The organism is Pseudarthrobacter ribosi (genome assembly GCF_055412865.1).
In genome coordinates this window covers 161295-185754 of record NZ_JBVAYZ010000001.1, presented here as the reverse complement: position 1 = coordinate 185754, position 24460 = coordinate 161295, and the positions used below count along the sequence as shown (strand labels likewise).

The 24460-nt window shown below is 62.8% G+C and carries 22 protein-coding genes and 1 riboswitch; of the genes, 18 read left to right on the top strand and 4 right to left on the bottom strand.

Translation table 11 applies throughout. The features are described 5' to 3' along the window. Positions 1-27: 27 nt before the first annotated feature. The 5 genes from ACZYZ5_RS00805 to ACZYZ5_RS00785 all read left to right on the top strand — a co-directional run bounded on the left by ACZYZ5_RS00805 (position 28) and on the right by ACZYZ5_RS00785 (position 5022). Entirely contained in the window at positions 28-1008 is a 981-nt protein-coding gene (locus ACZYZ5_RS00805) for a carbohydrate ABC transporter permease (protein ID WP_463898509.1), read from the top strand. Further along, positions 1008-1868 carry a carbohydrate ABC transporter permease gene (locus ACZYZ5_RS00800; RefSeq protein ID WP_463898507.1) on the top strand — a complete coding sequence of 287 codons (861 nt, stop codon included), beginning with the start codon at positions 1008-1010 and terminating at the stop codon, positions 1866-1868. The genes ACZYZ5_RS00805 and ACZYZ5_RS00800 overlap by 1 nt, the downstream gene beginning before the upstream one ends. A gap of 21 nt (positions 1869-1889) precedes the next feature. After that, positions 1890-2918: a zinc-binding dehydrogenase gene (locus tag ACZYZ5_RS00795; RefSeq protein WP_463898505.1), complete on the top strand. Its 1029-nt coding sequence runs from the start codon at positions 1890-1892 to the stop codon at positions 2916-2918. A 29-nt stretch (positions 2919-2947) separates the two neighbouring features. Beyond that, positions 2948-3808, top strand: coding sequence for a sugar phosphate isomerase/epimerase family protein (locus tag ACZYZ5_RS00790; protein WP_463898503.1), 861 nt, complete (start codon positions 2948-2950; stop codon positions 3806-3808). Between the two features lie 218 nt (positions 3809-4026). Further along, on the top strand, positions 4027-5022 hold the full coding sequence (locus ACZYZ5_RS00785) for a sugar phosphate isomerase/epimerase family protein (protein WP_463898501.1): 996 nt from the start codon (positions 4027-4029) through the stop codon (positions 5020-5022). A 1109-nt stretch (positions 5023-6131) separates the two neighbouring features. On the opposite strand, the gene ACZYZ5_RS00780 is transcribed toward ACZYZ5_RS00785, so the two are convergent. The 4 genes from ACZYZ5_RS00780 to ACZYZ5_RS00765 form a co-directional block, all read right to left on the bottom strand. After that, the gene (locus ACZYZ5_RS00780) at positions 6132-6938 is read right to left on the bottom strand and encodes a DeoR/GlpR family DNA-binding transcription regulator (RefSeq protein ID WP_463898499.1); all 807 of its coding nucleotides are present in this window, start codon (positions 6936-6938) and stop codon (positions 6132-6134) included. 243 nt (positions 6939-7181) lie between these two features. Further along, the gene (locus tag ACZYZ5_RS00775; RefSeq protein WP_463898497.1) at positions 7182-8141 is read right to left on the bottom strand and encodes an aldose 1-epimerase family protein; all 960 of its coding nucleotides are present in this window, start codon (positions 8139-8141) and stop codon (positions 7182-7184) included. Between the two features lie 34 nt (positions 8142-8175). Continuing rightward, positions 8176-8901 carry an SDR family oxidoreductase gene (locus ACZYZ5_RS00770; RefSeq protein ID WP_463898495.1) on the bottom strand — a complete coding sequence of 242 codons (726 nt, stop codon included), beginning with the start codon at positions 8899-8901 and terminating at the stop codon, positions 8176-8178. Next, positions 8898-9749 carry a class II fructose-bisphosphate aldolase gene (locus ACZYZ5_RS00765; protein WP_463898493.1) on the bottom strand — a complete coding sequence of 284 codons (852 nt, stop codon included), beginning with the start codon at positions 9747-9749 and terminating at the stop codon, positions 8898-8900. Before ACZYZ5_RS00765 ends, ACZYZ5_RS00770 begins: the two co-directional genes overlap by 4 nt. 157 nt (positions 9750-9906) lie before the next feature. Between ACZYZ5_RS00765 and ACZYZ5_RS00760 the strand changes: the two genes are divergently transcribed. From ACZYZ5_RS00760 to ACZYZ5_RS00700, 13 genes are all read left to right on the top strand, one after another. Beyond that, positions 9907-11316 carry an FGGY-family carbohydrate kinase gene (locus ACZYZ5_RS00760; RefSeq protein WP_463898491.1) on the top strand — a complete coding sequence of 470 codons (1410 nt, stop codon included), beginning with the start codon at positions 9907-9909 and terminating at the stop codon, positions 11314-11316. Continuing rightward, positions 11313-12113, top strand: a complete 801-nt coding sequence (locus ACZYZ5_RS00755; RefSeq protein WP_463898489.1) for a DeoR/GlpR family DNA-binding transcription regulator — start codon at positions 11313-11315, stop codon at positions 12111-12113. The genes ACZYZ5_RS00760 and ACZYZ5_RS00755 overlap by 4 nt, the downstream gene beginning before the upstream one ends. Then, positions 12110-13081, top strand: a complete 972-nt coding sequence (locus ACZYZ5_RS00750; RefSeq protein WP_463898487.1) for a 1-phosphofructokinase family hexose kinase — start codon at positions 12110-12112, stop codon at positions 13079-13081. The genes ACZYZ5_RS00755 and ACZYZ5_RS00750 overlap by 4 nt, the downstream gene beginning before the upstream one ends. Before the next feature lie 103 nt (positions 13082-13184). Further along, positions 13185-14261 carry a sugar ABC transporter substrate-binding protein gene (locus ACZYZ5_RS00745; RefSeq protein WP_463898485.1) on the top strand — a complete coding sequence of 359 codons (1077 nt, stop codon included), beginning with the start codon at positions 13185-13187 and terminating at the stop codon, positions 14259-14261. A 12-nt stretch (positions 14262-14273) separates the two neighbouring features. Further along, entirely contained in the window at positions 14274-15818 is a 1545-nt protein-coding gene (locus ACZYZ5_RS00740; RefSeq protein ID WP_463898483.1) for a sugar ABC transporter ATP-binding protein, read from the top strand. Positions 15819-15973: 155 nt separating this feature from the next. Further along, complete coding sequence (locus ACZYZ5_RS00735) at positions 15974-16969, top strand: ABC transporter permease (RefSeq protein ID WP_463898481.1); 996 nt, start codon at positions 15974-15976, stop codon at positions 16967-16969. Continuing rightward, on the top strand, positions 16956-17516 hold the full coding sequence (locus tag ACZYZ5_RS00730) for a gluconate 2-dehydrogenase subunit 3 family protein (RefSeq protein WP_463898480.1): 561 nt from the start codon (positions 16956-16958) through the stop codon (positions 17514-17516). Before ACZYZ5_RS00735 ends, ACZYZ5_RS00730 begins: the two co-directional genes overlap by 14 nt. Further along, positions 17509-19206, top strand: a complete 1698-nt coding sequence (locus ACZYZ5_RS00725) for a GMC family oxidoreductase (protein WP_463898478.1) — start codon at positions 17509-17511, stop codon at positions 19204-19206. The genes ACZYZ5_RS00730 and ACZYZ5_RS00725 overlap by 8 nt, the downstream gene beginning before the upstream one ends. A gap of 105 nt (positions 19207-19311) precedes the next feature. Further along, complete coding sequence (locus tag ACZYZ5_RS00720; RefSeq protein ID WP_463898477.1) at positions 19312-20406, top strand: nitrilase-related carbon-nitrogen hydrolase; 1095 nt, start codon at positions 19312-19314, stop codon at positions 20404-20406. A 119-nt stretch (positions 20407-20525) separates the two neighbouring features. Further along, positions 20526-21539: an alcohol dehydrogenase catalytic domain-containing protein gene (locus tag ACZYZ5_RS00715; RefSeq protein WP_463898476.1), complete on the top strand. Its 1014-nt coding sequence runs from the start codon at positions 20526-20528 to the stop codon at positions 21537-21539. After that, a complete protein-coding gene (locus ACZYZ5_RS00710; RefSeq protein WP_463898474.1) occupies positions 21536-22648 on the top strand; it encodes a Gfo/Idh/MocA family oxidoreductase in 1113 nt (370 codons plus the stop codon). Before ACZYZ5_RS00715 ends, ACZYZ5_RS00710 begins: the two co-directional genes overlap by 4 nt. A gap of 67 nt (positions 22649-22715) precedes the next feature. Beyond that, the gene (locus ACZYZ5_RS00705; RefSeq protein ID WP_463898472.1) at positions 22716-23657 is read left to right on the top strand and encodes an aldo/keto reductase; all 942 of its coding nucleotides are present in this window, start codon (positions 22716-22718) and stop codon (positions 23655-23657) included. A 118-nt stretch (positions 23658-23775) separates the two neighbouring features. After that, the gene (locus ACZYZ5_RS00700; protein ID WP_463898471.1) at positions 23776-23991 is read left to right on the top strand and encodes a hypothetical protein; all 216 of its coding nucleotides are present in this window, start codon (positions 23776-23778) and stop codon (positions 23989-23991) included. Between the two features lie 308 nt (positions 23992-24299). Then, positions 24300-24374: riboswitch (cyclic di-GMP riboswitch) on the top strand. Positions 24375-24460 lie beyond the last annotated feature (86 nt).

The window sequence follows — 24460 nt, the reverse complement described above, 5'->3', positions numbered from 1 at the left end:
TTCAAGGTCGCCCAAGGAGTATCGATTATGAAAGCAACCGCCGCACCATTGGATGCGCCCTTGACGGTTGACGCTTCCCCCCGCGCGGACGGCCTTGCCACGGCCGGCCCGCGCGGCAGGAAGCCGCTGACCTGGAAAAAACGTTCGACCCCGTGGGTCTACATGGCCCCCGCCATGTTTGTCCTGCTGCTAATGACGGTGGCCCCGGCCATTTTTATCTTCTACTCAGCATTCCGCAACGACAAGATCCTCGGGGGCGTGGGAAAGTTCGTCGGACTGGATAACTTCATCGCAGCGATCACCAATGCCTCGGTCCAGCACGCATTCCTGATCACGTTCGGCTTCGTTGCGGTCGCGGTGATCCTGGAGATGATCCTGGGCTTCGCCCTGGCACTCCCGCTAGCGGCCCAGACCCGCGCCAACAAGGTCGGGGCCGCGCTCATGCTGCTGCCGTTCGCCGTCACGCCGGCGGTCGCGGCAATGGTCTTCAAGCAGCTGCTGAACCCCAACTACGGGTGGGTAGGCTACTACCTCGGCGTCTTCGGATTCCCCAAAGGCATCGACCTGCTCGGTGATCCGACATCGGCATGGATCGTCCTGGTCATTCTCGACATGTGGCAGTGGACCCCGTTCATCGCCCTGATCCTCATGGCCGGCCTTCAATCCCTGCCGGGGGAACCCAGGGAAGCAGCCATGGTCGACGGAGCGACCCCATGGCAGATGTTCCGGCACATCACCTTCCCGGCCATGGTTCCGTTCATTGCCATCGCGGCCGTGCTGCGGACCATCCAGGCCTTCAAAACCTTCGATTCCTTCAAGATCCTCACCGGCGGCGGTCCCGGTGAATCCACCGAAATCATCAACCTGGGCATTTTCCGCGTCGGCCTTCAAAGCTTCAACGTCGGTCTCGCCTGCGCCCTGGGCGTGATCTTCCTGATCATCCTCTCGCTCCTTATCCCCTTCATGCTGCGCATCATCGGCCGCCGAGCAGACCCCGAGGAAATGTAATGACAACGACATCATCAACCAGCCGCGGGGGTACCGTGGCACGCGTCATCATCGGACGTACCTTCCTGTGGACATGGCTCCTGATCGGCCTTGTGCCGCTGCTGTTCATGTTCATCACCTCCATCAAGCCAGACGGGATCGCCAACCAGATCCCCCCGGCCTGGATCTTCCAGCCCACCCTGGACAACTACGCCTCCGTACTGTCAGCCGGCGACGGCAAATCCGAAAGCTTCGGTCAGCTGCTCACCAACAGTGCAATCGTCAGTCTCGGTGCCACCGCCCTGGCCATCATCGTGGGGGTCCCTGCCGCATACGCCCTGACCATGAGGGATTTCCGGGCCCGCAAGGGGCTCTCATCCTGGATCCTGTCGACCTACATGTTCCCGCCCATCGTCGCCGTCATCCCGGTCTTCGTCTTCGCCGGCAAGCTCGGGCTCATGGACACCTACCCGGCCCTGATCATCCCGTACGCTGCCTTCAACCTGCCCATCGTGGTCTGGATCCTGCGCAGCTCGATCCTGCAGCTGCCCTATGAGATCCAGGAAGCAGCCATGGTCGACGGGGCCTCGACATGGAACGTGCTCCGCCGGATCATTTGGCCGCTGCTCGTGCCGTCCGTTGCGACGGCCGCCGTGCTGACCATCGTCCTGTCCTGGAACGAATTCCTGTTCGCCCTGTCCCTGACCCGCAGCGGAGCGAAGACCGCTCCGGTGGGCCTGCAGCAGTTCACCGGCATGTACGGCACGGACTGGGGCAACATCACCGCGGCCGCGACCCTGATCGTCGCACCCATCCTGGTGCTCATGGTCGTGCTGCGTCGCCAGATGGTCGCCGGCCTCACCTTCGGGGCAGTCAAGTAAATGAGTATTGGAGAAGAAAAGATGAAAGCAGTCATCCTCCCCGGTGACAAAAGAGTCACCGTCGTGGAACGCGACGTCCCGGAACCGGGACCGCATGAAGTGCTGGTGAGGACCCGTGCCTCCGCGATCTGCCGCAGCGACATGAGCATCTACTACGGCACTCCGATCGTCGGCGGCGAAGGCGCCGGCCACGGTTCGGTGATACCCGGGCACGAGGCAGCCGGCGAAGTCATCAAGATCGGGAACGCCGTGACCCACGTCAAAGAAGGCGACCGTGTCGCCGGCTACCTCGCCCTGGGCTGCGGATTCTGCGAGTACTGCCTCAGCGGCTACATGATGCTGTGTGACCAGTGGCAATGCTTCGGTTTCGACGTCCACGGCGGTGACGCCGACTACTTCGTGCTCCCCGAACGCAACTGTCTTCAGCTCCCCGACGAGCTCAGCTTCCGCGCCGGCGCGGTCATGACCGACATGGTCGGCAGCCAGTACCACGTGCAGAAGCAGCTCGGCGTGGCTGGCGGAAAAACCGTCGCCGTCTTCGGCATGGGACCAATGGGATCCGCCGCGGTACTCATCGGCAAGGCCTTCGGCGCCCGCGTCATCGCCGTCGACGTCATCGACCACCGGCTCGAACAGGCCAGCTCGCTCGGCGCGGACGCCGTCATCAACAGCACGACAGCCGACGCCGTCCAGCAAATCCGGGACCTCACCCAGGGCCGCGGAGCGGACGTCTGCATCGATTGTTCCGGCAACCCCGCCGGGCAAAACTCTGCCCTGGACGCCGCCGCCAAGCTCGGTGCCGTCGCTTTCGTCGGTGAGTCGCGGGCCACGCAGATCAACCCCAGCGACCAGATGCTCAGAAAACTGCTCACCGTCGTCGGCGGCTGGTACTTCCCCATCAGCGACTGGGAAGAAATCGTGCGCCTGGTCATCGACCAGAAAATTCCGGTCGAAAAGCTCATCAGCCACGACTTTTCCATCGATCAGGCCGAGGAAGCCTTCCGCGCCTTCGACCAGCGCGAAACCGAAAAAGCCGTCTTCATCTGGTAACCCGTCAGACCATCCGAAGGAGAGAACCCATGTTCAGATACGCCGCCGAACTCGTCCCTTACCACGACCACGGCTTCGAAGACTCGATCCGCGACCTTGCCGACATCGGCTTCAAAGAAGTCAACCTCTGGTCCTCCGCCGCACCGCTGGCCCACCACGTCAACCCGGGAGATGACCCCGGAAAAATCCTCGGAGTGCTGGACAAATATGGGATCAAACCCTGCGGCCTCACCGTCTACGGAAAGACCCAGGATGAAATCCTTGAACGCGTCGATTTCGCCGCAGACCTCGGAATCGACACCGTCATCTTCGACTGCGAAGCCAACTACCCCGACTTCGTCTCCACCTTCCTGCCACCCATCGTCGAAGCAGGGGCGCGCCGCGGAGTCCGGATCGCGGTCGAAAACCATCTCACTGTCCCTTTCGCCGCCGATTTCGAATCCGGTGCCAACGAAGACCAGCGCTGGGACGAAGGCGTTGACACTCTCGCCCAGATGAAGCGGCTCATCCGCGACATCGACGATCCCTACCTCGGGGTCTGCATCGCTCCCCCGCACCTGTGGGTGATGCAGGACACCATCAGCGAAGCGATCACGTTCCTCGCCGAACGCAAACGGCTCTTCTACTACTACATCTGGGACATCGACCGCGCCTACCGCCACGGCATAGACGGGCTGAACTTCGGTCCCGCCGACCAGCAACTCCCCCGCCCCGACGGAACACTGGATCACTCCGTAATGCTGGGAACACTGCGCCGTGTCGGGTATGAAGGCGTCGCCAGCCTTAAATGCCACGGAACGCAGGGATGGAGCTTCGAACAGATCGGTGAACACCTTCGCGCGTCCGATGCTTACGTCAGGGACTGCGTGAAGAAATCCCAAGCCATCTGAGAATCCGGGACTCACCACGTGGTCCGGGGTCTGCAGCGGCAACCCCCCGGTATTTTCCCGGCCGTACCCGACCTGCAGTCCCCGGACCTCAAGAACGGAAATCCGAAAAGGCAGCAAGCATTGCAACAGCCGGACCCACAACCTGTGATCCGGACGCGTCGACCCGAAACCGACGATCCGACCAAAACCGGACAATCCAGTAGGCCAAGGAGCCTGACATGCCCCGCCCGTACACCCTGTTCACCGGCCAGTGGGCCGACCTGCCCTTCGAGGAAGTCGCCCGCCTGGCCTCCGGCTGGGGCTACGACGGCTTGGAAATCGCCGTCTCCGGGGACCACCTGGACGCCTGGCGCTGGGACGAACCCGGCTACGTGGAGGCCAAACTCGCCGTGTTGGAGAAATACAATCTCCAGGTCTGGGCCATCTCCAACCACCTCAAGGGCCAGGCCGTCTGCGATGACCCGATCGACTTCCGCCACGAGGCCATCGTCGGGGCCAAGGTCTGGGGCGACGGCGACCCCGAAGGCGTCCGGCAGCGCGCCGCCGAGGAAATGCAGCACACCGCCCGGCTCGCGCGCGCTTTGGGCGTGGACACCGTGGTCGGGTTCACCGGATCCTCGATCTGGCAGTACGTCGCGATGTTCCCGCCCGTGCCTGCGTCGGTGATCGAGGCCGGCTACCAGGACTTTGCCGACCGCTGGAACCCGATCCTGGACGTCTTCGACGAATGCGGGGTCCGCTTCGCCCACGAGGTGCACCCCTCCGAGATCGCCTACGACTACTGGACCACCGTCCGGACCCTCGAGGCGATCGGCCACCGGGAAGCCTTCGGGCTGAACTGGGACCCGTCCCACTTCATGTGGCAGGGCATCGACCCGGTCTCCTTTATCTGGGATTTCAAGGACCGGATCTACCATGTGGACTGCAAGGACACGAAGCTGCGCCCCACCGGCCGGAACACCGTGATGGGCTCGCACCTGCCCTGGGGCGACCCGCGCCGGGGCTGGGACTTCGTCTCCGCCGGCCGCGGCGACGTGCCCTGGGAATCGTCTTTTCGGGCCCTCACCGCGATCGGCTACGACGGCCCTATCTCGATCGAATGGGAGGACGCCGGCATGGACCGCCTCCACGGCGCCCCCGAAGCCCTCGCCGCGCTCAAAAGGTACGACTTCCCGGCCTCGAACACCTCCTTCGACGCCGCCTTCAAGCAGTAGCCTCTATGGCCGATGCGAGGCTTCACGAAGCTTTGACAGCGCTGTCCAGGGCAGAGGGTACGGCCGGGGCACCCGGGACTCGTAGGACCGTCGGAAGGATTGTCTACACGTATGTGACCATGATCCGTCTTCGAGCATATAAGCGAAGGTGTAGCGCCATCTTGCCATCCGCTGCTCACCACGAGCAGCCTACGACGCCGGACATGGCTGGCGAGCTCTGTCCTCACATCCATAAAGGAACAGCGAACCGAGAAAGAACGCCGCGGCGGCGATCCCAAGCAGCACAGCCCATCTCTAGATCCATCTGCGCCAAAGCGGGCATCACGGCGGACTCCATGCTCCCCATCGGCATGCCGGTGTCGATGTTCCCGCCGCCGAGGTTTAGGAGGAGGAGGTTGACGCCCCGCCTCCGCAGCCCATCGGACAGTCCGAGCGTGTTGATGGCGGGCGCCCCAGTTCTGCCCAGAGTGGTGACCACTAGCGGCCTACGGATCGTCCTTTTCGGCTTCGGCCGGCCAGGACTCGATGTAGGGACTAGGTGGTTGTTGTTCGCGACGCCACTCAAACGGCCCCAGCTGCTATCGACCGCTCTAGGCGATGCGCGCTACTTGATACTGAGGAGACAGCATGACCCCGTACATTTGCCCGGCAGCCCCGATTCCCGTGCGGGCGGTGATGACCTGGTTCAGCGACGAATGCCAGCTTCTGGTCGAGTGCCGAGGAGACGTCCCGCGTTCCGGTTCCTTCATCGTGGGGCTCGAGGTGAAGAGCGATAGCGGGGAGATCCGACACTGTTGCATCGAGTATGCGGACGCTTCGCCGGCCGGAATCTTCACTTTCGACCTTTGGCGGAACCTACAGTTTGCACATGACTTGGGCACTGTGAAGATGAGAGGCCCCATTCTCGAAGGACGGTTCCCGGCATGGATTCTTAGCATGCCGGGCTCGGCGCCGTCGTTTTCCGTCTTCTGCATTCAGAACGGAGTGACCACCGCAAGCGGCGTTCAAGTCGAGCGGGCCTCAGCCCAGAATTGCCCGGCCCCGCAGTGGGTAACCTCGACCATCCGGTTACACGGTCAGTCCGCCGGTCGACAGTGAATACTGGGTGGTCAGACCGTTTCCACTTCCACGCCAGCTGACCGTAGTGACTCGAGCATCTGTGGCTCTATGCCATCATCCGTTAGGACGAGGTCGATGTCAGCCAACCCTGCGTGTCTCCAATTGCTGACCCGTCCAAATTTACTGTGGTCCGCCAAGAGGATCCGGCGGCGGGCGCTGGCACACATCAGCCGCTTCACTGCGGCTTCGGCGGCATCGGGCGTGGTGAGACCCCGGTCGAGTGAAACGGCGCTGGTGCCCAGGAAGGCGACGTCCACATTGATGTCGGCAAGGGCGCGGGCGGCCCAGTCATCCACTTCCGCTGAAGTAACCGGGCGTACCCGGCCACCGAGGGTGTAGATCGTAAGGAGAGGCGAGTCCATCAGTGCCAGTGCGATCGAGAGCGTGTTGGTGTAGACGCTCATCGCCCTGTCCCGGGGAAACAAGTCAGCGAAACGTGAGGTAGTTGACCCCGCATCGATGAGCACCGACCCGTCGGCTGGGAGGTGACGGAGTGCCGCGGCGGCTATTCGGGTCTTTTCCTCTGTGAAGGCAGTTCTGGAGGCAACGGGGGGCTCGTAGGTGAGCCGTCCGACGGGTACTGCTCCGCCGTGGACCCGCTTGATGAGCCCTAGCTGCTCAAGGGCCACCAGATCCTTGCGAACGGTCTCGTTCGTGACTCCCAGCTCCAGAGCAATAGCTGTGGCATCGGCACGCCCTTCCGTCCGAAGCGTCGTCAGGATGAGTTCCCGCCGTTGGTCAGGAAAAGGGACACGGGTCTCGAGACGTGTGGTGGCCGGGTCCGCGGCTGGGGTCATGGCGGCCTCCTTCAAGTGTGGCGTCAGTGATGTACCCAACCGTGTCACGAAAAGTGCCCTAATGAAAAGCGAGGTTAAAGACAACCTTGGCTGGTTCACCGGAGGACCTCTGATGGACGTGACACTTTAGCGACCGCAAAGGGCGCCGGGGCCATATTTCGGCAGGAACGCCGCGCCATGATCCCCGCCCGCGCGGCCCTCCCTTGGGTATCCAGTCGGCCCCTGTTCAGTCGTCACCCGCCGTTAGATGGCGAAAATGGTCCAGTTTGCGATGTGCGTCGCCCCGGGCAGGAGGTGAACGACGTCTTCGCCGGAGTTAAACGCATCGGGCGGGCAGCTCATCGGTTCGACGGCAAGTCCGAGCCGGTGGCGCTCAGCGACCACGTGGTCGGCGGTGTGGACCTGGACCCAGTCGCAAGACCGATTCCAGCGGATTCCGACACCGGATCCGCCAGGCTCCGTGAGCCGAACCGTTGCATTCCCCTGCGGATCCCGAACGAGGCCGGTGAATGGATGATCGATTTCGACGCCGCCCAATGTCCGTGCCTCGCGGAAGTCAAAAGGCCCGTCAGCAGCCGGGCGCCTGCCCAGGGGCAGAAGCCGGTCGGGGGTGACCTCCAGGAACGTGTCGGCCGGCAGCTCGAGGCTCCAGGAATTGAGTGCTGACTTCCCGGCCACCAGGTAGGGGTGGGGACAGATCCCGTACGGTGCGGCGTGATCGCCCGTATTGGTAGCTGACACTTTTGTGTGGAAGCCGCCGTTGTCCAGCCGATAGGTGACGTCCAGTAACACCGAAAACGGGTAGCCTGCGCTTGGCCAGATTTGGTGCCGCAACCGGACGCCGGATGGCTCCGGTGAAACCAGAGTCCAGGGCTGTTCACAGACCAGGCCATGTAGGGCGGCGTCACGTTCTGGTTCGTTTACGGGCAGCTGAAGCTCCCGCCCTTTATATGTATAACGTCCATCCGCGATGCGGTTTGGCCATGGGGCCACCAACGCGCCACGGTAGTCGGGAACCGGCTCGTCTGCCATGAACCCCACAATGAGGTCGCGGCCCCGGAAGCGGAGCTGTCGGACGGTAGCTCCTTGTTCTGTTACGACGGCGGTGTAGTTGGCCGCCGCTATTTCGTACTGCGCCCCGGTGGCGCCGATGCTCACATTCTGGGCTGTCTTCACGGGATCTTCCTGGCTGGTCTTCTTCACTGCAATTCCTAAGCCTTGTCGGCATATTGGCTTTCTAGCCCCACGATTGTTCGGACATGTGCCGGAAGGCAACCTCAAGGATCCGGAGGTGCCGCGGGCGGGAGAGGGCGAAGAGCACAACCTCGGCGACATCGGCAGGAGTCATCATCTCTTGCAGTTCCGGCATGCCCGGCCGGCGCAGGCCGCGTCCCATCCCGAAATTGCTAGCGACGCCTCCGGGACAGATATTCGTGCAGCGGATGCTGCTGCCCCTAAGCTCATGATCCAGCGATCGGGTGAAACCGACTTGGGCGAACTTGGTCGCAACGTATGCGGCTTCATCGGGCAGCCCGCGGCGGCCAGCTTCGGACGCCACGGTGATGATATCCCCTGCCCCTCTTTCCTTCAGGTAGGGAAGCGTGGCTTCCACGGTGTGGAAGAGGCCCGCCACATTCACCTCGGTCATCTCCTGAATGTCGCTGTCGGGGGTGTCGATGAAAAGTCCCCAGGAGCCAACCCCGGCGTTGGCGACGACGATGTCGATACCTCCAAAATGCTCGGCGGCCCGCTCGGCGGCGCCCTTCATCGCCTCCCTGTCCCTGACATCGGCCGCAACCTTCAAACTGTTGGGAAGCCGGGGACCCGAGCCGGATCTGGACACGATGCATACGGCCGCTCCCGATTGGGACAGGGCGTCCGCGACGGCGGCACCGATGCCGCCGCTGCCTCCCGTGATGAAAGCGGTTTTGCCCAGCAGCGGCTGGTTGACTGTCTCGTTCATGATTTTCCTGTCCTAGGTGAAGAAATGGTTTTCAACGCTTCACGTACGACCCGGGCGGTCCGGGTCCGCGCTGGTGCCAGGTACTTGCGGGGATCCACCAGTTCTATGGGGCGGAGAGCCTCCCGGACGCCCTCCGTAAAGGCGATGTTGAGCATGGTCCCGATGTTGATCTTGGTCATGCCGGCCTCAATGGCCAACGCTAGTTCTGTGCTCGGAACGCCCGAAGACCCGTGTAATACGAGGGGCACGTCGACGACGGCGCGGATCCGTCTGATGAGGTCATGGTCAAGAAGCGCTGTCTGGGCGGTCATCGCATGTGAGCTCCCCACGGCAACGGCAAGAGAGTCGACGCCGGTGGACTCGATGAAGGCCGCCGCTTCCGCCGGATCGGTTCGGACGCCAGGGGCGTGCGCACCGTCTTTCCCCCCGACCTCGCCAAGCTCGGCTTCAAGATGCCAGCCTTGGGTCCGCGCAAAGGAAACCGCTCTGCGGGTAGCGGCGATGTTTTCCGCGATGGCGAGCTTCGATGCATCAAACATGGCTGAGGAGACCCCCGTTCCCACTGCCTGCTCCAGAAACTGAAACTCTTCGATATGGTCCAGGTGCAAGGAGACGCGGGCATGCGACGCTTCCGCCATGGCGGCTAAACCAGCCAGCAGCGGCCTGACCTGGCCCCGGTGGAACTTGACGCAGTTTTCGCTCACCTGGAGCACGGCAGGAAGCCCGATTTCTTCGGCGGCTTCAACGATCGCCTCGCCATGTTCAAGATTGATGACGTTGAAGGCAGCCAGCCCGACTCCGCCGGCCATCGCCTCCCGCAACAACTCTCCGGTGTGGACCACAGGCATGCAATTCTCCTTAGTTAATTTCCCGACATGGGACGAAAGCCTCGTACGCGGCTGCGATCACAGGACTTTGGAATGTGACCTTGACAACACTCCAAGTAAACACAAGAATATCCAATAGAACGCAATAAGCAATGGAAGGCAAGGAGGTGACAAGGCAATGGTGCTAACAGTCGGTCTGGACGTCGGAACTACATCAAGCAAGGCAGTAGTTGTCTGTGAAAACGGGAAGATCTTGGCTCAGGGCCGTGCCCGCACGCCGTGGGACACCTCGGCGTCCGGCGTGCAAGTCGCCGCTTGCGATTTGTTGGAATCAGCAAAGGCGGCTCTGTCAATAGCCCTGAAGGATGCGCCCTCCGGCCGGATTGCCGCGCTCGGCATTACCAGCATGGGTGAGTCGGGTGTCCTTGTTGATGCCCAAAGCCGACCACTCACTCCCATAATCGCGTGGCATGACACCCGGGACGGCCAGGAGCTGGCGGACCTGAGGAACCATGTCACGGACGACGATTTCGCAAGGCGGACGGGTCTGCCCTTGCGGGCCCAATGGTCGCTGACGAAACACCGGTGGTTGCTGAACCATGTTCCCGCCGCCGGCCGTGCCGTGCGCCGTTTGAATATCGCCGAATGGATAGCTTTTTCGCTCGGCGGCGAAGCGGTCACAGAACAATCTTTGGCGTCCCGCACGGGCTGGCTTGACTTGGCGACCCGAGACTGGTGGAGCGACGCACTGGAGTGGTCGGGCCTCAACGTATCCCTCCTGCCGGAGCTGGTCACGGCCGGCACCAATATCGGCACCGTTGCTCCCGAGGCGGGCTTGAGCCGTCTAACAGGAGCCGCGCTCACAGTCGCAGGTCACGACCATCAGGCAGCGGTCGTCGGCGCAGGCGCCGGCGGAACAAGAGACGTACTGGACTCCTGCGGCACCGCAGAGGCCCTCGTTCGAACGATTGATCCCGGTCTGGAGCCGGGCGCTGTCCTCAAACTGACCCGGGCGGGCATCACCGTTGGCTGGTCGGCTATTGCGGACAAGTGGACGATGTTGGGCGGCACGCAAGCCGGAGTGATCCTGCAGACCACCCTGTCCATGCTCGGGCAGTCCACCCGTGACATCTGCCGTCTCGACGAGGAAGCAGCGGGCACCCGCACTGGCGGCCTTCGTCTCAGAGGCAAAGATCCCGCCTCGCTAACTCTCGAAGGGATATCGGGCCACGTGACCCCGGCCCGGGTATGGATGGCCGCCGTGGACGCGGTCACAGTCCAGGCGGACGAAGTCCACACCGCGATGAACGCCGTGGTCGGTCCGCATGCCTCCATGGTGGTGACTGGTGGATGGTCCCGCAGTGCGGCACTCCTCAAGGCCAAGGAGCGGGCCTTCGGTAAGGTGCGGCTCTCCTCGGTCCAGGAGACCGGAGCCCGCGGAGCGGCCCTGTTTGGCGGAATGGCTGCGGGCCTCTTTGGAGACATTCATGACTTTCCGGCGCCGGCCCAAACTCCCGCTGCGGCTTTCCCGCAGCAGGGCTCCCCCGTCGGGCCGGACAACACCTCAAAAGACAGGGTGCCGTCATGACCGAAATCGAAGACGCTTCCCGTCAAGACCAGCGGCTGCTCTATCCGGAACAACGCCGCGAATTCATCCTAACCATGCTCCGTACAGAGGGACGGGTCGACGCAACAGGAATCGCCGAGGACCTCGCTGTAACCAATGAAACGGTCCGAAAAGATCTGGTGTTCCTGGAACAGTCTGGCCTGTTGCGGCGCGTACATGGTGGTGCGGTGCCCGTCGGTCGCCTGACCTATGAACCCGCGGTTGCCAGACGCACTGGCTTTGCCGAAGAAAAGACCCGGATCGCCAAGGCGGCCCTCGAACACCTTCCCGCGGGCGGGTCAGTGCTGATCGACGCAGGTTCGACCACTGCACGTCTGGCGGATCTATTCCCCCGCGACCGGGAGACGACGGTTTATACGAATACGCTCACCATCGCGGCCTCCCTACTTGACCGGCCTCTCCTGACCGTCTACACGTTTGGTGGCCGGATAAGGCCGCTGACGGCGGCCCAAGTGGACCACTGGGCTGCAAGGTCCCTCGGTGAGATCAATGTTGATGTGGCTTTCCTGGGAGCAAACGCAGTGTCCGTGGATCGCGGGTTGACTACTCCGGACCCTGCAGAGGCAGCCGTCAAGAGGCTCATGCTTTCCAGCGCCCGCAAGCGAATCCTGTTAACTGACCACAGCAAGTTTGGCTGCGTAAGTAACTGCAAGCACGCTGATCTGGCCGATATCGACCTCATGATTACCGACGAAGGCGCGGACAGCCGTGAACTGAAGGCACTGAGAGCGGCGGGAGTCGAGGTGCAGCTGGCATGATTGTGACCGTTTCGCCGAACCCCAGTGTGGACCGGACCATGCGCGTTGAAGCGCTGCCCCGTGGAGAGGTTGTACGCAGCCTGCGGACCTACAGCGAGCCGAGCGGCAAAGGCGTGAATGTGGCGGTTGCATTGCACGCCCACGAGATCGACGTCCTGACGGTTCTACCCGCAGGCGGCTTCGCCGGCACACAGATCACTTCGATGCTGGCCGCCATGGGTGTGCCCTACCTGGCCGTTCCCATCGCGGGCGAGATCCGCAGCAACGTCAGCCTCGTGGAACCCGACGCGACAGTGACAAAAATCAATGAGCTTGGCCCTACGCTCGACCGGGCGGAAGCGGCATCCCTGGTCGCCGCGGCCCTGAGCAGTATCGGCGAAGGCGACTGGATGGTCGCCTGCGGGACCCTTCCTACAGGCGAAGTCGAGTCTATATATGCAGAGCTGGTAGTCGGTGCACGGGTGCGGAACGCGTGCGTCGCAGTCGATACCTCGGGCGAGGCCCTGCGGAAAGTGCTGCAGTACGGGCCGGACCTGATCAAACCCAACGCCAGCGAGCTCGCGGAGCTCACCGGCAGGGCGATGGAGAACCTCGGTGACGTCGTCGACGCCGCTGCCGAACTCCGGCAACGAGGTGCACGGGCAGTCCTGGCCAGCCTGGGATCCGACGGAGCAATCCTCCTCGACGATTCCGGCTGCTACTACGGTCGCGCGCCCGTCGATAGCGTCGTCAGCGCTGTCGGCGCCGGCGACGCGCTGCTAGCCGGATTCCTGGCCGGCGGCGGAAGCGGAAGCCAAGCCCTACGGCAGGGCATGGCGTGGGCGGCTGCCGCCGTCCAACACGAGGGCACCCTTTATCAGGGCCAAGGCGTCCCGATAAAGGTGGAAATCAGCGACGATCTCGACCGTAACCGAGCCCTTAAGGAACCTTGTACCGACTGGTATCAGCCGGGAGAATGCCCCCGCTAGTCCCCCGACAGCAGTCTCGATGCCACGGCGGTGATCTTTACATCCGTCATCTGGCTTGCACCCCACCAATCTGTGGCTACACCCTACCCATTTTAGGAGCATCATGGTTACAAAACGCGCTACGCGCTTCGCTCTCATCTCCTCCCTGGCTGCCGCGACGATGATTGTCGCGACGGGATGCGGCGGGACAGCGCCCGCCGCTTCCTCGTCCTCCAACGAAAAAGGCCTGATCGGCATCTCGATGCGGTTCATCGCCGGAAACTCCTGGCTGAGCACCATGTCCGACGGCGCCGTGAAGTCAGGGCAAGCCAAGGGCTACACCATGGAGGCGGTCGATGCGCAAGGAAGCGCGCAGACCCAGATCCAGCAGATGCGCACCTTCATCAACAAAGGCGCCAAGGCGATCATCATCGAACCCGTGGGTGACCGCAACATTGCCAGCGGCATCGAAGCCGCCAAGGCGGCCGGCATCCCGGTCATCGTCGTCAACGACAGGGTCTCAGAAGAGCTCGCCGCGAAGGTCTCCTGCAACGTTCACGACGACGGCGAGGCTACCGCAGCCCTCGTGGGCGAGAAAGCCGCTGCCGCGGCCGTGGCGAAGAAGGGCGAAAACTCCACCATTAGCCTGTACATCCAGGCGTTGTTCCCCCAGGAACTGGTCACGCAGAGCCGGGAGAATGGTTTCATGGCCGGCTGGGAGAAGTACATGGCCCAACACCCGGGTGTGAAGACCAAGCGGATCCCCAACAACTACGGCGAAGCACTGCCGGACAAGACGTTGGCCGCCATGCGCAACGTTCTCGCCGGCAACCCGGATATTGACGTCGTGTTCAACCAGACGGACGTCGTCATGCCCGCCGTCACCGAGGCCCTCAAAGGCTCCGGACTGATGGACCAGCAAGGCAACACGAAGGTTGTCATCGCCGGATTCGACGGTGGAATGGACGTCATCAAGAGCATGGCCACCAACCCGTCGTCACCTGTCGTGGCGGACGGTCTGAACCAGCCTGCCCTGCAGGCGGGCTACGCGGTGGATGAGGCGATCGCCGCCATGTCCGGCAAGCCGACCGGCAAATGCAGCGGATCACCGGCCACGCGTGTGCTCCCCGCTCTCGCCGTCACACCACAGGACGCGTCCAAGTACGTGACCGAGGGCCTCGCCTTCGCCGGCCAAGAGTAAGCAGGAGCAATCATGACTGCGCCCGCTGAGACTGCCTTACGGCCACTGATCGCCGTGGCCGGTGTTTCCAAGGCCTACCCCGGCACCCAGGCTTTGAGCAATATCGATCTGCACATCATGCCTGGAGAAATTCACGGCATTGCCGGGCAGAACGGTGCCGGGAAGTCCACACTGGTAAGGATTCTGTCCGGAGTGGAAAAACCTGACTCCGGAACAGTCCTCCTTGACGGGGCCCCCGTCAGTTTCGACAATCCACATGCGGCCCAGCGGGCGCGGATCATGACGGTGCACCAGGAACTCAGCCTGATGCCACACCTTTCCGTGGCCGAGAACATCTACGTCGGCGAGCTGCCCCGGACGGTGCTTGGAACTGTCGACTGGCGGGCGGTCCGGTCACAGGCACGGGAGCAGCTGCTCCGCCTCGGGTTTGATCTCGACGTCCGGGCCTCCGTCGGTTCCCTGCCGATCGCGCACCGGCAGGCAGTGGAGATCGCCAAGGCTGTCAGCGGCAATGCCCGTGTGCTGATTCTGGATGAACCGACCGCTACATTGCCCCGGCACGACGTCCGCCAACTGTTTGACCTCCTCAACCAGCTGAAGAAACTTGGCATCGCGATCATCTACATCTCGCATCATTTCGACGAAATGTATGAAATCTGCGACAAGATCTCTGTGTTTCGTGATGGCAGGCGGGTGGCGGTCCATGAGGCCGACGCCAGCCGCCATGACCTGATCCTGCAAGCAATGCTGGGCGGAGTAAGCACGGAACAGTCGGCGAAACTGCAATTGAGCTCCAGCGAGACGCCCCGCCTGGGTGTGGGCCGAACCACGGGAGAGGTAGCCCTGGCCGTCAGGGGGCTCCGGGACGGCCATGACCTCCACGGCATCGACTTGACGCTCCATCGCGGTGAGGTGCTGGGCGTCGCCGGCCTGTCCGGGAACGGTCAAAGTCAGCTGGCTGCGGCCCTGTTCGGGGCGGAGAAATCGACCCAGCAGAGTTTCGAGATTAACGGCCGGAAGCGGCACACAGCGGATCCCGCAGAATCGATCAGGCTCGGCCTCGGGCTGTTGCCCGAGGAACGCAAGACCCAAGGCCTGGCGCTCACGATGTCCGTGACCGAGAACATCACCATGGCCTCACTTGCGAAGTTTTCACCCGGATTCTTCCTAAACCGGGGCAGCGAACACAGGGCCGCCCTCCGCATGCGGGACGCGCTGGCCATAAAAGTGGCGTCCGTAAGGCAACCCGTCGGCAATCTCAGCGGCGGCAATCAGCAAAAGGTTGCCCTCGCCAAGTGGCTGGTCAGCGGCGTCAAGACACTGATCATCGTGGAACCCACAAGAGGCGTGGACGTGGGTGCAAAGCTCGAAATCTATGAGCTTATCCGTCAGTTCGTGGAAGACGGCGGCAGCGTCATCGTGATCACCTCAGAAATCGATGAAGCGCTCATGTGCGACCGCGTGCTGATCCTCAGCCGTGGCCGGATCTCCGGGACCGTGGACCGTGCCGAGATCGACGAACACGGCGAAGCCGCCGTCCTTAATCGATTCAACTGATCACCCAAGAACCAGTTCTAACAATGGAGTTGTAACTCGTGTCCCTAAACACCAGTCCAGTCACCCCGCCTCGGCCCCAGACCTCCCGGCTGTCCGCTGCCGTCAATGCCCTCCGTACATTCACCAGCTCGCTTGGCTCCAAGGGATATCTCTTCGTGGTCGGCGCCCTTGTGCTTTCGGTGGGGAGCGTTCTTTCTCCCTATTTCATGACGTCGCGGAACCTGATAGCCGTGCTCATTACGGCATCGGTTGTCTCCGTGCTTGCCGTCGGCCAGTATCTCGTCATCGTTACCGGCGGCATTGATCTTTCGGTCGGGGCCGTAGCCGCACTATCCTCCGTCACTGTGGGGCTTGCCCTGCAGGCGGGCGTCTCGTGGCCATTGGCGCTGCTGCTGGCGCTGCTGGTCGCTGGCTTCGTGGGCATCTTCAACGGTCTGATGATCGTCTATGGAGGAATTACCCCGTTCATAGTGACACTCGCGATGATGAGCATTGCCCGTGGAGTGGCGTACATCCTACAGACGGGGCGCCAGGTGGCCATTGACGATCAGGGTTTCCTGTCCGCTTTCACCGCCGATTTTGGGCCCCTGCCTGCCCCTGTCGTCATCGCCATGATCGTCATGATCGTCCTGGCCGTGACCATGTCACAGACGCGCTACGGACGCCGCCTGTTCGCGATCGGCGGGAACCCCGAAGCCGCCCGGCTTTCGGGTCTTCCGATCAAGCGGGACATCGTCGGCGCCTACTTCCTTTCGTCTCTGCTGGCAGGGCTTGGCGGCGTCATGATCGCTGCCCAGTTGACGGAAGGCAGCGCGATTATCGGCGAAGGATACGAGCTGAACGCCATCGCGGCCGTAGTGGTAGGCGGCGCCTCACTGTTCGGCGGCACGGGAGACCCCATCAGCGCGGTGCTCGGCGGCCTGATTATCGCCGTGATTCTCAACATCATGGATCTGCTTGGAATCCAGGCCCAGCCGCAGCTGATCGTCAAAGGCGCAGTCATCCTCCTCGCAGTGCTGTTCACCAGCGGGGTGGGAAACAAGCTCCCTGGTGCGATACGAAAGCTCGTGTTCCAGAAGCGCTACACCGGGAATGGTGCCGACCTCCCATCCGAACGAAAGGAAAAGGAGAAGATCGATGTCGCCAAGTAGCGATACAACCGTGACCCAGTGGCAGTTCCTCACGCAGGCAGAGGCCGAGACAATCGAGGCCGTCTGCGAACGTATCTTCCCGAACGACGACGGCAGGGCGGGTGCACGCGAGGCGCGTGTGATTGTCTTCATCGATCGGACCGCTGCGGACGAGGACGAAGCCTTGCGCCTGTGCTACCGAGAAGGCGTCCAAGCACTCAATGCCCTCAGTAACGACCTGTACGGGTCCCCGTTCGCCAGATTGTCCGGCGCCGCCGCGGACAGCCTCCTGGAGCGGATTGAGAATGCTGAGTCCTCTTCCCACCCGGATGTCCCCCACCCGCTGGAGACCTTCTTCGCGCTGGTCTGGGAACACACCATCCAAGGCATGTTCTGTGACCCGAAGTACGGCGGAAACCACGACACACTCGGCTGGCAGCTGGTCGGCTTCCCCGGAGCGCAATGGGGCTACAACGCCGAACAGATGAAGCCCGGGTTCGACTCGACCACCATCCCCATCAAATCCCTGGAAGATCTACGCAAAGAATTGAGGGGCACGAATGCCTGAACAAGCAGAGGCCATCGTCGTCGGCCTGGGCGCATCGGGCGGCATCATCGCTGAACAGCTGACCAAGGCCGGCGTGCGTGTCCTTGCCCTGGACAAGGGCCCGATGCACAGCAACGAAGAGTTCACCTTCAAGCATGACGAGGTCAAGTACTACTCCCGGGGCTCCCTCGTTCCCCAGCTGTCCACCGATCCGGTGACGTGGCGGCCGAATGAAGCGACGGAGGCCCAACTTCTGCCGTGGGCAGCCGGCGTCCGCGGCAACAGCGAACCGCTGCACCTGCCGCCGTCGATCGGCCCCGGCGGCGGAACGCTTCATTGGGGCGGTGCCTCCTGGCGCCACCGCGACTCCGACTTCCGTATGAAGTCACTCATCGAGGAACGCTTCGGGCCCGAGGCGCTGGACGGCGACTCCACCATGGTGGACTGGCCGGTGACCTACGGCGATCTGGAGCCCTACTACGACAAGGTCGAATGGGAACTCGGCGTCTCCGGCCAGGCCGGGAACGTCAAGGGAATACACAATCCGGCAGGCAGCCCATTCGAATCCGACCGCCAGCGGGAGTACCCGATGCCGCCCTTGCGCCGGGCACCGGCCGACGACCGTTTCAAGGCCGCCTGTGAAAGACTCGGCTACCGCCCATTCCAGCAGCCCGCGGCCGTGGCCTCCACGGACTACAAGTCGCTGAAGGGCTGCGAATACTGCGGCTTCTGCCATGGGTTCCTGTGTCACGTCAACGCCAAGCAGTCCAGCCGTATCACCTCGGTGGAGGCGGCGCTCCAGACCGGCAACCTCGAAATCCGCTCCTCCTCCCGCGTCTTCCGGTTGAACCGCGACGCGACAGGACGCAGAATCACCGGCGTCTCCTACTTCGACGCTGATGGCGTGGTGCACGAAGTTGAATCTGACCTGGTGGTTGTCGCCTGCTACGCCCTCGAAAACAGCCGGCTGCTGCTCGCTTCCGGCATCAACGCCAACGGACAGGTGGGACAGAACTTTATGACCCACAGCTTCGGCTGGTGCACGCTCGTGTTGCCGGAGTTCAGCAACCCGTTCATGGCGCCCCTGGTGGCTGCCAGCGTGGTGGATGATCTCAACTGCGACGGCGTGCCGGACAACGACGAAGGTGTTCTCTGGGGATCCGTCCTCACGAGCATCCCCGGAGACCTGCAGCCCATCGAGGCCGCACACAACCTGCCACCGGGTATGCGCCGCTGGGGCGGGGAATTCAAGGACTGGTTTTCCGAGAACTACCGCAAACTCATGGGCATCCACAACCAAATCCCGAGTTTCCCGACGAAACGGTACTACTGCGACCTGGACCCGGCGGTAAAAGACAAGTTCGGCCAGCCCGCGCTTCGAATCACCCACGACTGGTCCCAGCACGACGTTGCTGCGCTGAACTACTTCGAAAAAGTAAAGCGCAACATCGCCGACGAAATGGGCGCCACCCAGTTCTGGTCCGAACCCAACCCACCGGCTTACCACCTCTCCACCCATGAAGTGGGCACCCACCGCATGGGCGAAAATCCCGCGGATTCCGTCGTGGACATCTACGGCGAGTCCCATGAATGCAAGGGCCTTTACGTGGTCGGAGGCGGACAGTTTCCCACCCTGTCCGGCTACAACCCCACCCAGACCCTGCAGGCCCTCGCGTACCTGAGTGCCGACCGAATTCTGGAGAAGGTCTAGCGCCTCCGGGTGATGCTTCTCCAGACCAGCAAGACCATCTGTAAACCGAACAGTCGGCCTGAATCCGGGCCGACTCCAGTGAAGAAAAAGAAAGAGAAGAAACCAATGGTTGACCCGTATTCCATCGTGGCCCTGTCAAACGTCGTCCACACGATCAAGAAGCGCGAAGACGCGATCGAAAACACGAAGCGCATCTGTGACTTCATGGACCCGGCCGTCATGGTCGCCGGCACCGACGGCGCACCCGTGAAGCTGGTAGTCCTGCCCGAGATGGCGATCCAGGGCATGCTGCCGGACTTCAAAGCCGGCAACAGGGAAGCCCACGAAGCATTCGCCATGACGATCCCCGGACCCGAAACTGACATCCTGGGCCAGAAAGCCCGCCAGCTGAACACATACATCGCCGGTGAGCTGTATCTGGTCAAGGACGAGGACTTCCCGGGCCATTTGTTCAACGTGGCGTTCATCATCGATCCCAACGGTGAAGTCATTTACAAGCGCTACAAGTCCACGTCCGACGCCTACGAAGGCGGCGCGCTGGGCACCACCAACCCGCACGACATCTGGGACGAGTTCGTCGAAAAACGCGGCAACGGCAGCGTCCTGGACGCGTTCTTCCCGGTGGCCAGGACCGAGATCGGCAACATCGGCTACATCATCTGCCACGAAGGCGCCTACCCCGAGACGTCCCGTGGCCTGGCCATGAACGGTGCCGAGATCATCATCCGCGGCACCCTGATCGAACCGCAGGTTGGTGCGGGCATGTGGGATCTGCAGAACCGCGCGCACGCGATGTTCAACCAGGTCGTCGTCGTCGCTCCGAACCTCGGCCCGCAGCGCAACGACGACGGCAGCCTGTTCGACCTGTTCGGCGGCCAGTCAATGATCGTGGACCACAAGGGCAACGTGCTGGTGAAGCAGGCCGGCGTCAGCGGCGGCGACTCGTTCGTGAGCTCCGTCATCGACATCGAGGCCCTGCGCCGCTCACGCAGCGCTAACGGCGTCACCAACTGGTTCAAGGACCTGCGCACCGAAATGTACGCAGGCATCTACGAACAACCGATCTACGAAAAGAACCAGTATCTGACGGATCTCCCCGCCGAGGGCTGGCTGGCTCGCGAGGAGAAGCGCCGCGCAGGCAACATCGACAAGCTCATCGAACGCGGCCTGCTGGTTCCGCCGTCGGGCGGCTCCCGCTAAGGGAGCATCCACCTGGTCCAGTGACCAGATAATGCGGGCGCCCGGGTCACCGCCGGGCGCCCGCACCTTTTACCTGCCGTCGTCCTCCGAATTATCCGGATCCCCTGAAAGCGAGCCCCATGTACGCCGCCATCCTCCGCACCCACGGTCCCATCGAAAGCAACCCGCTGGACTACGTCGAAGTCCCCGAACCGACACCTGGCCCCGGCGAAATATCGATCGACGTACTGGCTTGCGGAGTATGCCGTTCCAATCTCCACATGATCGAAGGGGACTGGCTGCCGGGCACGCCGGCGAGCCTGCCGATCATCCCTGGACACGAGGTGGTCGGCAGGGTCAAAGTACTCGGCCGCGGCGTCACCAACCTGGCCGTGGGCGACCGGATCGGCGTCCAGCCCATTTGGTCCACCTGTGGTCTCTGCGGACATTGCCTGACAGGGAACGAGCAGCGCTGCCGAGCACGCCAGATCACCGGTGAAACACGGGACGGCGGCTATGCCGAAGTCATGCTGGCCAACGCGGCCTACGCCTACAAAATCCCTGAAGGGCTCTCCGACGCCGAAGCGGCCCCGTTGCTGTGCCCTGGCATAACCGCACACGGTTCAGTGAAGAAAGCCCAGCTTTCCCCTGGCCAGAAAATCGGAGTCTTCGGCGTTGGCGGCGTCGGACATATGGTTCTACAGATGGCTGCACTCACGGGGGCCGACGTTTACGCCGTTACCAGGAGCGCCGCACACCGTAGCCTGGCTGAAGAGCTGGGTGCGACAGCGTCGTATGTCCCGGCCGGGCATGAAGGCGGCCCGGTGCTGCCGGACGCCTCGCTGGACGCTGCCATTGTCTTCGCTCCATCGGATCATGCCGTGGCCGATGCCATCCGCGTGGTCAGGCCAGGCGGCCGCGTAGTCCTCGGTGTGGCCCAGACGGTGGGGCCCATGGACATCGGCGACGAAAAGACAGTGGTCGGATCCGTGCTGGGCAGCCGCTGGGAGATGTCCGAGGTGCTGGGCCTGGCCTCCGACGGAAAACTACGCTCCGTACACGAGGACTTTCCCCTCAGTGAAGCCAACCTAGCGCTGTCGCGGCTGAAGTCCGGTAACCTTCTGGCCCGAGCCGTGCTGATTCCGGGCGCATGAACACCGACGCTAAAGTGCAACCGCACCGGTTTCTCGTCGTCGGACGCGGCTGGCGCGCCGACTTCTACTTCCGCATCGCCCGGCAACTGCCGGAGCTGCTCACCTGCGTGGGCGCGGTCACGCGGACGGCCGAAGGCGGAGCGGAGATCGAGCTGCAGTGGCAGTTGCCGACTTTCCGCACCGTCGATGAGGCTGTCGAGATTTTGCGGCCGGACGTAGCCGTGACCTGTGTTCCGCGGGAAGCCAACCCGCACGTGCTGCGGACCCTGGTCGCGCTGGGCATCCCCGTCCTGACCGAGACCCCGCCCGCGGTTGACGTTTTCTCGATGACTGAGTTGTGGAACGACGTCGGCCACACAGGACTCGTCCAGGTAGCTGAACAGCACCCGTACCTGCCTACATTTGCCGGCGCCCGATGCCTGATCGAAGACGGAATCTTCGGCGAGGTCAGTTCTGCGTCCGTCTCCTGGACCCATGACTACCATGCCGTCGCCATCCTCCGGGCGCTCATGGACACTGGCAGCGATCCCGTACGTGTCCTCGCGACCGCCCACGACGTTCCTATCATGTCCGGGCCCGACCGAACCGGATGGCCCGAAAACCAGAACCTTGGGACCAAGCGCCAGACCCTCGCCATTCTCGGCTTCGGCAGCAAGACAGGTCTTTACGATTTCACAGACACGCAGTGGTTCAATCCACTGCGTCGGCGGCAGATCCAGGTACGCGGAAGCCATGCAGAACTGGTGGGCGACCAGCTCACGTGGCTGGCGGACGACGGCGCACCTGTCAGCGCCCCGATCGTGCGCCGTCAACTAGGCATCGACGGCAACCTCGAGGGCGCCGACCTGGACACGCTCAGCGTCGGGGGCCGGGTCATCTACCGTAATCCCTTCCCGGGCGCGCGGCTCTCGGACGAGGAGATCGCCATGGCCGTCTGCCTGTTGAACACCCTTCCAGAAAACCGTTCCGAGGGATACTCCCTCGCTGACGGTTGCCAGGATCACTATCTCTCCCTTCTGATTCATGAAGCCGCTGGATCGGAAGGGAGTTCCAACTCCATCCGTCAACCTTGGGCACACGCTCAGCGCTGCGGGGCGACGCGGTCCTGACCGCGCAACCGTGACCTTGACAAATGTCTAGGGGCGATCTCTCCACACATAACCAAAAGGAAAAAGCATGAAAAACCGAACTCTTGGCCGTACCGGGCTGTCAGTCTCACCTGTTTGCGTGGGAACGAGCGCCCTGGGCAGCCACCCCACCCAGTACGGTTACGAAGTCAGCACTGACACCGCCGTGGCGACCATCCGCAAAGTCATGGAAGGTCCATTCAATTTCGTCGACACGTCTAACGAATACGGCCACGGGGGCGACAGCGAACGCCGGATTGGCCAGGCCCTCGCGGAAGCGGGCGGTCTGCCGGAAGGCTTCGTCGTGGCCACCAAGGTAGACCCGATCGTCGGGACCACCGACTTCTCGGGAGACCGTGTCCGCCGGTCCGTGGAGGAAAGCCTTGAACGGCTCGGCCTGGACCGTCTTCAGCTCGTCTACTTCCACGATCCCGAAAAGATTACCTTCGAAGAAGGAACCGCGGCCGGCGGTCCCCTCGAGGCCCTCATTGAACTGAGGGACCAGGGCGTGATCGAACACCTCGGCGTCGCCGGCGGCCCCATCGACCTTGAGCTGAAGTATCTGGCAACCGACGCGTTCGACGTCGTCATCAGCCACAACAGATACACACTTGTGGATCAAACAGCCGAACGGCTCATTCAGGACGCAGCCTCCCGGGGCGTGGCGTTCGTCAACGCCGCACCGTTTGGTGGCGGAATGCTCGTCAAAGGCCCCGACGCCGTTCCCAACTACTGCTACGGGCCAGCCAGCCAGGCCATCATCGAGCGGGTGCGAAAGATGGAGAAGCTGTGCAAGGCGCACGATGTGCCCCTGGCCGCCGCGGCGCTGCAGTTCTCCACCCGGGATCCACGCGTCGCGTCCACGATTGTAGGCATGTCCGAACCCCGCCGCGTTGCCCAGACAGCCGACCTCGCCGGGTGGGACATTCCCGCCGAGCTGTGGGACGAACTGATCCTGCTGGCTCGCGCCGGATCCGGCAAATTGGGATAACCACGGACCTTCCCAACCACCGCGAATGCCTCCGCCAAATCCCACACCGGAATCTGACGGAGGCATTCCGGCGCCAACGACAAACTGTCCGCCGCGATGAGACCCACATAAGGATCCGATGAACCTGAAAATCATAGACCCCGACACCATTCGCATCACCGCAACCCGCGCCGACAGCCTTCAGCAACACCTGGACGAGGCAGTAGACAAACTGGTCGGCGCCGCCGCCCATCCACGGGCCGGGATCCTCTTGACCCGCCACAGCGCCACCAAGTACACAGCAGCCCTGGATACCAGCGTGCCCTACGGGCAGACCGTCGAACGCATCCTCTGACAGCGAATCAAGGCCCTGGGGCGGCCGGGGACCCAGCGTTCGGGTGCCTGCGTCTGCCGGCTCGTCAAAGCTGATCCGACCACACCGGAGCCCAGGTTCTCGTATGCAAGGATTTCATGACCCCGTTAGGGGCAGACCGCCGTTAGCGAGGAACGGCAGCTAAATCGCAGCGATAAATGGCGGCAGAAAGTGTGGCGGTTCCTGTGGAGTTGCCCGATATCCACGGAGGGTCCGTGGCCGGCCACGGTGTGTCCCACAAGATCAGCCGGCTTTCATTTGCTACCATAGCGCTCGATTGAGCATCCGCTCGACGATAAAGGCAAACCCGGTGCGAGCCGGCGACGCAAAGCCACGGGACCCACGAGGTCAGCCGGGCCGCCGAACAGCAAAGGGCCCGGTATGCTCACCATTCCCTAGCACTGCCTTGTCGCGCCCTCGGGCAACGCATCTAAAATTCACTTTCCCTGCC

Excerpts from the sequence above, each read along its gene's own strand:
- ACZYZ5_RS00805 (WP_463898509.1), top strand. The coding sequence starts at position 28 with ATGAAAGCAACCGCCGCACCATTGGATGCGCCCTTGACGGTTGACGCT.
- ACZYZ5_RS00800 (WP_463898507.1), top strand. The coding sequence starts at position 1,008 with ATGACAACGACATCATCAACCAGCCGCGGGGGTACCGTGGCACGCGTC.
- ACZYZ5_RS00795 (WP_463898505.1), top strand. The coding sequence starts at position 1,890 with ATGAAAGCAGTCATCCTCCCCGGTGACAAAAGAGTCACCGTCGTGGAA.
- ACZYZ5_RS00790 (WP_463898503.1), top strand. The coding sequence starts at position 2,948 with ATGTTCAGATACGCCGCCGAACTCGTCCCTTACCACGACCACGGCTTC.
- ACZYZ5_RS00785 (WP_463898501.1), top strand. The coding sequence starts at position 4,027 with ATGCCCCGCCCGTACACCCTGTTCACCGGCCAGTGGGCCGACCTGCCC.
- ACZYZ5_RS00780 (WP_463898499.1), bottom strand. The coding sequence starts at position 6,938 with ATGACCCCAGCCGCGGACCCGGCCACCACACGTCTCGAGACCCGTGTC.
- ACZYZ5_RS00770 (WP_463898495.1), bottom strand. The coding sequence starts at position 8,901 with ATGAACGAGACAGTCAACCAGCCGCTGCTGGGCAAAACCGCTTTCATC.
- ACZYZ5_RS00765 (WP_463898493.1), bottom strand. The coding sequence starts at position 9,749 with ATGCCTGTGGTCCACACCGGAGAGTTGTTGCGGGAGGCGATGGCCGGC.
- ACZYZ5_RS00760 (WP_463898491.1), top strand. The coding sequence starts at position 9,907 with ATGGTGCTAACAGTCGGTCTGGACGTCGGAACTACATCAAGCAAGGCA.
- ACZYZ5_RS00755 (WP_463898489.1), top strand. The coding sequence starts at position 11,313 with ATGACCGAAATCGAAGACGCTTCCCGTCAAGACCAGCGGCTGCTCTAT.
- ACZYZ5_RS00750 (WP_463898487.1), top strand. The coding sequence starts at position 12,110 with ATGATTGTGACCGTTTCGCCGAACCCCAGTGTGGACCGGACCATGCGC.
- ACZYZ5_RS00745 (WP_463898485.1), top strand. The coding sequence starts at position 13,185 with ATGGTTACAAAACGCGCTACGCGCTTCGCTCTCATCTCCTCCCTGGCT.
- ACZYZ5_RS00740 (WP_463898483.1), top strand. The coding sequence starts at position 14,274 with ATGACTGCGCCCGCTGAGACTGCCTTACGGCCACTGATCGCCGTGGCC.
- ACZYZ5_RS00730 (WP_463898480.1), top strand. The coding sequence starts at position 16,956 with ATGTCGCCAAGTAGCGATACAACCGTGACCCAGTGGCAGTTCCTCACG.
- ACZYZ5_RS00725 (WP_463898478.1), top strand. The coding sequence starts at position 17,509 with ATGCCTGAACAAGCAGAGGCCATCGTCGTCGGCCTGGGCGCATCGGGC.
- ACZYZ5_RS00720 (WP_463898477.1), top strand. The coding sequence starts at position 19,312 with ATGGTTGACCCGTATTCCATCGTGGCCCTGTCAAACGTCGTCCACACG.
- ACZYZ5_RS00715 (WP_463898476.1), top strand. The coding sequence starts at position 20,526 with ATGTACGCCGCCATCCTCCGCACCCACGGTCCCATCGAAAGCAACCCG.
- ACZYZ5_RS00710 (WP_463898474.1), top strand. The coding sequence starts at position 21,536 with ATGAACACCGACGCTAAAGTGCAACCGCACCGGTTTCTCGTCGTCGGA.
- ACZYZ5_RS00705 (WP_463898472.1), top strand. The coding sequence starts at position 22,716 with ATGAAAAACCGAACTCTTGGCCGTACCGGGCTGTCAGTCTCACCTGTT.
- ACZYZ5_RS00700 (WP_463898471.1), top strand. The coding sequence starts at position 23,776 with ATGAACCTGAAAATCATAGACCCCGACACCATTCGCATCACCGCAACC.